The following is a 1,007-nucleotide window of genomic DNA, read 5'->3' as shown; positions in this document are numbered from 1 at the left end:
TCGAACACCAAAGGCTTGTCGGTCGACAGATTGGCGACCCCGATCGCGTTCAGCTCGAGCGTCTTGGCCGCGAGCTGCTCCATCGTGTTGACGTTGACCTGATATTTGGGCGCCTGGATGCTCGCGGTCACCGTCTGGGTGCCGAGCTTGAGCCAATAGGGCCGGCCCGGCAGCATCGCCTCGTCGGCCATCCACACGATCGTCGCCTCGAACTGGTCGGAGGCTTCGGGGGGATTGTCGGCGATCGCGATCACGTCGCCGCGCGAGCAGTCGATCTCGTCGGCGAAGCAGATCGTCACCGACTGGCCGGCGGTCGCCTTGTCGAGATCGCCATCGAGCGTCACGATGCGGGTCACCGTGCTGGTCTTGCCCGAGGGCAGCACCCGGACCTTGTCGCCCGGCGCGATCGTGCCCGTCGAGATCAGGCCCGAGAAACCGCGGAAGTCGAGATTGGGGCGGTTGACCCACTGCACCGGCATCCGGAACGGCTTGGCGGCGTTGACGGTGGCGTCGACCTCGACCGTCTCGAGATGCTCCATCAGCGCCGGGCCGGTGTACCAGGGGGTGTTCTCGCTGGCGGTGGTGATGTTGTCGCCCTTGAAGCCCGAGATCGGCATCGGCGTGAACGCCGTGATCCCGATCGAGGTCGCGAACTCGGTATAGTCGGCGACGATCTTGTCGAACACCGCCTGGTCGTAGCCGACCAGGTCCATCTTGTTGACCGCGAGCACGATGTTGCGGATGCCGATCAGGTGGGCGAGGTAGCTGTGGCGCCGCGTCTGGGTGAGGATGCCCTTGCGCGCGTCGATCAGGATCACCGCGAGGTCGGCGGTCGAGGCGCCGGTCACCATGTTGCGGGTGTACTGCTCATGCCCCGGCGTATCGGCGACGATGAACTTGCGCTTCTCGGTCGAGAAGAAGCGGTAGGCGACGTCGATGGTGATGCCCTGCTCGCGCTCGGCGGCGAGCCCGTCGACCAGCAGCGCGAAGTCGATCTCCTGGCCCTG

At 65.8% G+C, this 1,007-nt stretch carries 1 protein-coding gene; it reads right to left on the bottom strand.

All coding sequences use genetic code 11. The annotated features are described in order from the left end of the window. Positions 1-1,007: GTP-binding protein (locus AC1RM6_RS30450; protein ID WP_493108446.1), on the bottom strand; the 1,007-nt coding region annotated here is incomplete at both ends.

The sequence above is a fragment of the Rhizorhabdus sp. GW822-FHT03C02 genome (genome assembly GCF_058801765.1).
The sequence above is the reverse complement of the archived record's forward strand: the minus strand, read 5'-3'. Positions and strand labels throughout refer to the sequence as shown.